Source organism: Corallococcus terminator (assembly GCF_003611635.1).
In the GTDB taxonomy this organism is placed as follows: Bacteria; Myxococcota; Myxococcia; order Myxococcales; family Myxococcaceae; genus Corallococcus; species Corallococcus terminator.
Map to the genome: position 1 here is coordinate 1 of NZ_RAVZ01000397.1, position 7891 is coordinate 7891.

A 7891-nucleotide genomic window follows, 5' to 3' on the forward strand; every position below is an offset into this window, starting at 1 on the left:
GAGGGAGGATGCTTCCCCACACTGTCCGGAGGCGCACGGCCGGTGTGGAGGGCATCGACTTCGGGTGGACGGGTGGGCGAGCATGCGGCCCTCGGGATGGCGTGTGAGCAGGGCCGGCACGCACCCGACAGGCCGTGGGGAACACGCGCGCTCAAGGGGCGAAGGCCGGGACGGCGCGCGGGCCACACGGGAGGGGAAGGTATTCCGATGCGACGGCAGGGATGGGCCGCGTTCTGCGCGGTGACGACGCTGGTGCTGTCGGGGTGCAGCGAGCGCGAGGTGGCGGGCACCTGGAGCAATGCCTCCGGTTCCGTGGCGCTCAGCCGGGACGACTCGACACTGTACGTGGTGGACGCCGACAACGGCATCCTCGCGGTGGTGGACACCGAGCGCCGGGAGAAGGTGGGCGAGGTGCGGGTGGGCCCGCGTCCGGAGCGCGTGACGGTGGGCCCGGACGATACGGTCTACGTGACGAACCGCGGCGGACGCAGCGTGTCCGTCATCCGCAAGGGCGACACGGTGGAGGCGGCGCGCGTGGACGTGGGCGTGGAGCCCACGGGGCTCACGGTGTCGCCGGACGGCCGGACGCTGTACGTGGTGAACAGCGCCACGCGCACCTCCAGCGAGCACGGCAGCCTCACCGCCATCGACACCGCTTCGCTCACCGCGCGCTGGGAATTGCCGCTGGGTGAGGAGCCTCGCGGCATCGCGCTCCTGGAGGACGGCAAGAAGGCGGCGGTGACGCTGTTCCGGCAGGGCGACGTGATGACGGTGGACCTGTCGGATGCGGACCGGCCCCGGGTGGTGCGTGAAGGGACGGACCTGAACGCGCGCGCGAACCGTGCGTCCTCCAGGCCGGGGTCCATCTCCGCCCTGGAGTCCCCGCCCCCACCGGGAAGCCCCCAGGGGACGCGCACCTTCCGCGCGCGCGGCATGGTGGACCTGCTGGGCGCTCCGGACGGACGGCGGCTCTTCGCGCCGGTGCTCTGGTCGCGCGAGGATCCGCTGGCCGCGTCGCCGGATGATGGAATGGGGGGCGGCGATTCGATGTACGGCGGTGGAACGCCGTGCGGCGCGGGCCCGGGTGGCGGCGTGGTGGCCGCGGGCCTCATCACCTTCAACGCGGAAGGGGATGCGCCCGCGCCGGTGGTGGATGACCTGGACGAGTGCAAGCCGCCGCCGGAGGAGAAGCCGGACTTCCCCACGTCGCTCATCGCGAGCCCGTCGATGGAGTCACCCCTCCAGGGCCCCGCGGCGGCGGTGGTGGACCCGTCGGGTGCGTGGCTGTTCCTGGTGAACCAGGAGACGAACAACGTGGCCATCCTGCCCGCGTGGCGTCGTTCGGGCAGCGACCTGCCGAATGAGACGAGCTCCGTGCGGCAGGTGGTGTCGGTGGGCGCGGGGCCCAACGGCATCGCCATCACCCGCGATGGGAGCAAGGCGTACGTCTACAACGCGTTCGACCACACGCTCAGCACGCTGGTGAGCACCGGCGAGGACCGGGAGAGCATCGTGTTCGAGGAGGGCCAGCGGCTGGCGCTCGCGGGCGACGTCCTGTCCCCGCTGGCAGCGGCGGGCCGGCGGCTGTTCTTCACCGCGGCGGATCCGAAGATGACCAGCCCCATGGTGGCCGTCTCCTGCGCGTCGTGCCACCTGGAAGGCCGCGAGGACGGACACGTGTGGGGCTTCCCGGACGGGCCGCGCCAGACGCCCAGCCTCGCGGGCCGCATGACGACGTCGACGGCGCCCTTCCACTGGAGCGGGGAGTTCTCCGGGCTGGGTGAGTTCATGAACGCCACGGTCATCGACCGCATGGGCGGCACGCAGTTGGACACCGACACGGTGGCGAAGCTGGCGGCGTTCATCGACACCATCCCGGCGACGGACAACCCGCACCAGGGCGCGCCGCTCACCGAGGCGCAGACGCGCGGCGAAGCGCTCTACAAGAAGGCGGCGTGCGACACCTGCCACGCGGGTGCCCTGCTCACCAACAACACCAACGCGGACGTGGGCACGTTCGTGCGCACGGGCGCGTTGCAGGACAACGCGCAGGTCATCAAGTCGGGGCTCAACACCCCGTCGCTGCTGGGGGTGGGCCGCACCGCGCCGTACCTGCATGACGGCAGCGCGCCCACGCTCCGGGCCCGCATGATGAACGGCCGTGAGACGAACAAGCACGGCCAGACGTCGCAGCTATCGGACGCGGACGTGGACGACCTCGTGGCGTACCTGCAGACGCTGTAGACCCACCCGCGCTCCGGGGCGAAGCAGGGCTCCGGGGTGCAGGCGCGGGACAGGGCTGTTCCCCCAGGAGTTCGCGGTGCCTCTGCGAAGCCACGTGTCTTCCCGAAGCCCGAGCGCGGTGAGCCCCAGAAGGTCCCCGTCGTGGCGCTGACCCGAGGCCCGACGGGCGTCTCCCTCACCGTGGACGCGACGGAGACCTGGGGCCTGCGCACGCCCGGCCCCGGCCTGTTGCTGGACGTGCCCGTCGGAGCCCGACAGGCATGTCGTCCGGCCCTGCACCTGGAGGCGGCCGGGCGCTACCGGCTCCGCTTGATGAGCGGGGATGCGCCGCTGTTGTGGGTGCGCATCGACGACTGGTGGGACCGCGCGGTCTTCCTGCGCGGCACGGCGCCCTTCCCCTGGAGGCTGCCTTCGCTGTCAGCGCCCGAGGTCCGTGCCGTGTCCCACGCTCCGGGCTCCGCGCCCTGGTGGGAGGCCTGGCAGTGGAAGCTGGCGCGGGAACTCGTGGAGGCTCCGGCGTCGGTGCTGCATTCCGGGCAGTGGTGCCTGCGTCCCGTGAGCGCCGTGTCCGCCGACAAGGCGGAGCGCCATCCCGTCTCTCCCATGGAGTGGTGCTTCGGCCAGCCACCCCAGGCCCCCCACTCGCTGGACGCCGTGACGCGGTTCAGTCCGGCCTGGAACGAGGACTGGTGGGACGCGCTGCCCGCGCAACGGCCGGGTTCCGTGCTTCCGCTCCGCGCACCCTCCGCCCCCGACGACGGCCGGGTGAAGAGCTGGCGCAAGCGCGCGCGGGACGGGACGCTGCCTCCCGCGCTGCTGCTCTACGTGGACATCCTGGCGAAGTGGCTGGTGTTGGACGGGCATGACCGGCTGCACGCGGCGCTGCTCGAAGGCGTGGAGCCGCCCCTCTTCGGATTGTGGCCGTCGGTCCTGGTGGCGGGCACCCCCTCAAGCAGCGTGCGGGAAGCGGGCGCCCTGTTCGCCGCCGAGTTCCAACTGCGCACCGGGGCAAGCCCGCGGGTCGTCGAACGCGTCAACCGCATGCTGTTGCTCAACTTCGCGCAGCCCCTGAAGGGCACCGTCTCCCGGGCATGGCCCGTCGCGGGAGGGTTCGCTGCGTGGAGGCAGGAGGTGCTGCTTGCCCGCCGTCAGCGCGAGGGGCTGCCCCTGGCCGAAGAGGACTGGGACTGGTTCGCGTCGCCCGACACCCGGTGAGTGCCTGCTCCAGGTAGCGGCGGGGCGTTACACGCTTTCCCACGCAAGCCTCATCCTCCGGGCGGGGTGTCCTCCCGCGTCCGGGTCTTCCACACTGGTGCGCATGGCTCCTCCCTCCGAACCGCTGGCTTCGCCCACCGCGCAGTTCATGCAGTACGTCACCGGGTACTGGATTACGCAGATCCTCGGCACGCTGGTCCGGCTGGAGGTGGTGGAGCAACTGGCCGGGGGCCCGCGTCCCTGTGACGACGTGGCGCGGGCGCTGGGCCTGGAGGGCCAGCACCTGTACCGGCTGCTGCGCGGTGGCGTCACCGCGGGCATGCTCGTGGAAGCCCCGCCGCGCACCTTCGCGCTGACGCCCCTGGGGGAAGCCCTGCGCAGGGGCGTGCCGGGCTCCATGCGGGGCATGGCGCTCGCGATGAGCAACCCTGGCCACTGGCTGCCCTGGGGTCAGCTCGGCGAAGCGGTCCGCACGGGAAGACCGCGCACGCAAGAAACCCTGGGGATGGACTTCTGGGGGTGGCTGAACCGCGACCCCGTGCTGACCGAGGAGTTCGCGGAGGCCATGGGCAACATCTCCGACGAGGTGGGCGTGGAGCTCGCGGCGCTCCACGACTTCTCCAGCCTCGCGCGGGTGGCGGACATCGGAGGCAGCCAGGGCGTCCTCCTGGGCCATGTGCTCAAGGCGCATCCCGGCTGCCGTGGAATCCTCTTCGACCAGCCGGCTGTCATCACCAGCGCCCGGGCCCGTTTGGAAGCGCAGGGGTTGGCGGACCGCGTGGAACTGGTGGGGGGTGACTTCTTCGCGTCCGGCATCCCCGAAGCGGAGGCGTACCTGCTCAAGTTCATCCTCCACGACTGGCCGGACGCTCAGGCCACCCGCATCCTTCAGCGGCTCCATGACGGCTCGCCGTCCGGGGCCCGGCTGTTCGTGCTGGAGCAGGTGATTCCGGACGACGGCAGTCCTTCGTTCGCGTCGCTGTTGGACCTGAACATGCTGGCGGTGGTGGGCGGAAAGGAGCGCACGGTGGATGAGTTCCGAACGCTCCTCGCCGCCACCGGTTGGACGCTGGAAGGCATCTCGCCCAGCCGCACGGGCATGAGCCTCCTCGAGGCCCGCCGCAAGCTGTGAACCTCCGGCGCAAGGTGTCTGCCATTGCGCCGGGGGCGTTACTTCTTCCGCGAGGACACGGGCTTGAGCACGTGGGCCGTGATTTCGAACGGGTACGTATAGGTCTTGCTTGGGCCCTGGGCCTGGAGCATCCGCCATTGGCGCACGGGCTTCTCGGTTTCGAAGTCGAGCCGGAAGGTCGCGTCGTCGAAGTCCTCGCGCTTCTTCAGGCTCGCGCGGATGGGGTTTCCCTTCGCGTCGGTGAACGCCGCCGAGAAGCCGGGCTGGTCCGTGTTCTCGCTCAGGAGGCTGACCTCGTCCCCTTCGATGGACATGACGTGGAAGCGTGCCTCCCCGAGCGTGGCCCGCGTGTGCAGGCTCAGCGGCGTGAGGGCCGACACCGCGATGGTCGTGGGCAGGGAGAACGACAGTTGGCCCCGGATGCGCGCGACGGGCACGTCCTCCATCCTGTTGGGCAGGAAGTCGCTGAAGATGACACCCTGGATGTCACTGGCGGAGATGTTGGGACGGCCCAGGGACAGGGTCGTGTTCCACTTGCGCGGAGCCCCGAACCGGGAGCCCCAGACGTACTCCTTCTCTCCGGACTCCGATTCGCGGGTCTCGTCCATGTTCTCGGGGCGCAGGCGCGTGCCGTCGACGAAGTCCACCTCCAGGACCTCCAACTGGATGCCCGTATCCAGTTGCCCGAAGTACCGCCGCACATCCTCCGTCCAGACGATCTCCAGGTTGTTCTCGAAGACGCCCTGCGTCTGGAGCAGGACCTTGAACGGGGAGGGCGCGGTGCCCGGCACGTCCGGCGCGGCGATCAGTCCTCCGCTGGTGTAGCGGGTGTAGCGCTCCCCTCGCCGGGCGATGGAGTCGGGGGACTGGAGCGTCTGTTCAAAGACCGCTTGGCTGAGCGGCTCGGCCGTGGGCTCGGACTCCGTGTCGTCTTCCTGCGCGTCCGGGGCCTGGGGGAAGGGTGGGGTGAGCTTGAAGGGCCGGACGTATGGCGCAGTCGCGTCCACCAGGACGAACTCGAGTTGCACGGGCTTGCCGTGGGCGAGGACGGTGGAGTCATTGGATTCGATCCGGCCCACGAACGGCAGCGTCATGCTCGCGGAGAAGCCTGAGCGCGACTCCGTTTCGAGGTACTTCCCGGCCGCGTTCAGGGCGCGCACGGCCAGCACCGAGGGCGGGGTGCCTTCCGAACCCAGTTGGAACGTCAGGCCGTCGTCGCTGACGCGGGTCGCTTCCACGGTGAGCTTGCCCTCGGGGAAGGCGAGCTCGGTCCTGCCGTAGGGCGGACGGAAGGCCAGCGTGACCTTCTTCACCCGCGTGGGCACCTGCACGGTGACCGTGCCTTCGATGGCGGGGAGCTTCTGCGTGTCCACGCCGCGCTTGAACGCGAAGCCGACCTTGTTGGTGGCGACCTGCATGTCATTGGAGTGCTCGCGGGAGAAATCCTCTTCGGACGTCATCCCGGTCGCCTCGTCCGCCAGCGGGCCACAGGTGGGCCGGTCGAGCTCTGGCTGTTGGATGCGGACCTCCATCCACGGGCGCTTCGCGAGGACGGGGCTGTAGTGCGGGGGCATGCAGACGGAGGAGGTCAGGCTGACGAAGTCGACCTCCGGCAGGTTCTCCCGGGAGCTCAGGGAGGTGAACGCGAGGCGGAGCTTCTTCGCGTCATCCAGGGCGACTCCGTGACGGGGGCTGCAATCCTCGCCCGAGCGTTCGAAGAAGGACGCGGGCGTCAGGGCTTCGTCGTAGGCGTAGAGGTCCTTGGGGTCGAGCAGCGCTTCCTCGGCGCTCTCCAGGGCCTTGAGGTCCTCGTCCTTCAGCGCTTCGTTCTGGAACGGGGAGAAGCTGCGGGTCAGCACGTCCGCGTGCTTCTGCAGGGCGTTCACGTCGACGGTGAGGCGGAAGGCGTCCTTCGACGGCGTGACCTTGACGGAGGTCTCCGCCACGGTCTTCAGCGGCGAGTTCGCGCCCGAGGCCTTCTCCCAGAGCTTCTGGATTTGCTCAGGGTGGTCGCCAAGGACATCGAGCTCCGCCCAGATGCCTCCGTCCGTGTCCGCGCGCAGGGTGAGCGAAAGCCTCCGGGCATTCTCGGTGATTTCATCCCGCGCCAGGGCCATCTGCACGAGCGGCGGGGCCAGGGATTCGAGGAAGGGTTGCAGGTTGAGGCCGCCCTGGGCGATCAACAGCGACTCCATCTTCCGACCGGGCTCCTGGGCGAGCCGCGCGGTGAAGTCGGCCGCGAGCGCGGTGGGGACGAAGGCGAGGAGCTTGTCGCCCTTGATGAGCCGGAGCGGGCCTTCGCGTCCGCAGGTCTCGGGGTCGATGAGGACGTAGTCGTCGCCGGTGGTGGCTTCGACCAGGTGGCCCTTCTTGAGGGCTTCGAGCGCCTGATCCGCCGTGCCGTGGGAGGCGAACAGGCGGAAGGGAGAAGGGCCTTCGGCGGTCTTCACGAAGCCCGAGGCGAACGACGAGAACGTTTCGAGGAGCAGGTCCCGGTGGCGGGGCGGCAGGTTGCCGACCTTGAGCAGGTACTTCTCCGCCGGGTCGATGCGGTCCTTCCAGGACTCCACCGAACGCACGGACTTGAGCAGCCGCAGGTTGACCACCACCGACGCGACCGTTTCATCCCCCGTGGCGACGGTGAGCAGCCGGTGGTCCGCGTTGGAAGGAGAGGCGTTCCGGTAGAGCAAGGCGCCCGCCACGCCAAGCCCCACGAGGACGACGACCAGGACGAGAAGGACTTTCTTCATGAGAGGACTGGAGCCGGTGCGAAGGAGTGGGAGAGACGTTCTGCCGCTCCCCGCGAGTCCTAGCACACGTCCTCCACGCCCCTCCCCCGCGGGCCGGAGCTTCGATGTCGTGGCGCGCCTGGAGGTGGGAGGGATTCACCCGCCCTTGCGCAATCACAGGCGTGAAGCTCCGCGATGCCTATCCCGCGTTCGGCGCGGCGTCTGGCGCGGTCGCTCCGGAGTTCGGAGCGGGAGTCGGCGTGGGCGTCGCGGAGTCAGGCGCGCTTGGAGCGGGCGCCACGGGCCTGGGCGCGGCTGTGTCGGAGGTCGGGGCGGTGGGCGCGCTCGGAGCGGGAGTTGGCGTGGGCGTCGCGGAGGTGGGAGCACTCGGAGGGGGCGCCACGGGCGCGGGCGTCGCGGCGCTCGGTGCCATCGGAGCAGGTGTCGGTGCGGGCGCCACGGGTGTCGTCGCCGGACGGGGTTTCACCACGGGGGGCGGCACCGCCGTGGGGCGGACCGGCGTCGTTCCTCCCATCGCGGCTCCAACGCCGGACGGTGCCGTCGTGCTGGG

Annotated in this window: 5 protein-coding genes; 4 read left to right on the plus strand and 1 reads right to left on the minus strand. The window is 70.3% G+C overall.

Going from position 1 to position 7891, the window contains the following annotated elements; translation table 11 throughout:
* Positions 1–207: 207 nt before the first annotated feature.
* The 3 genes from D7V88_RS35930 to D7V88_RS35940 all read left to right on the plus strand — a co-directional run bounded on the left by D7V88_RS35930 (position 208) and on the right by D7V88_RS35940 (position 4591).
* A complete protein-coding gene (locus tag D7V88_RS35930) occupies positions 208–2244 on the plus strand; it encodes a c-type cytochrome (protein WP_120545104.1) in 2037 nt (678 codons plus the stop codon).
* Between the two features lie 141 nt (positions 2245–2385).
* Complete coding sequence (locus tag D7V88_RS35935) at positions 2386–3459, plus strand: hypothetical protein (RefSeq protein ID WP_244238573.1); 1074 nt, start codon at positions 2386–2388, stop codon at positions 3457–3459.
* Between the two features lie 103 nt (positions 3460–3562).
* On the plus strand, positions 3563–4591 hold the full coding sequence (locus D7V88_RS35940) for a methyltransferase (protein ID WP_120545105.1): 1029 nt from the start codon (positions 3563–3565) through the stop codon (positions 4589–4591).
* A gap of 38 nt (positions 4592–4629) precedes the next feature.
* Here the strand turns inward: D7V88_RS35940 and D7V88_RS35945 are convergent, their stop codons facing one another.
* On the minus strand, positions 4630–7341 hold the full coding sequence (locus D7V88_RS35945) for a hypothetical protein (protein WP_147449007.1): 2712 nt from the start codon (positions 7339–7341) through the stop codon (positions 4630–4632).
* Positions 7342–7502: 161 nt separating this feature from the next.
* Here D7V88_RS35945 and D7V88_RS35950 point away from each other — a divergent pair.
* The coding region (locus D7V88_RS35950) for a hypothetical protein (RefSeq protein WP_208726686.1) at positions 7503–7891 on the plus strand (389 nt) is incomplete at its 3' end.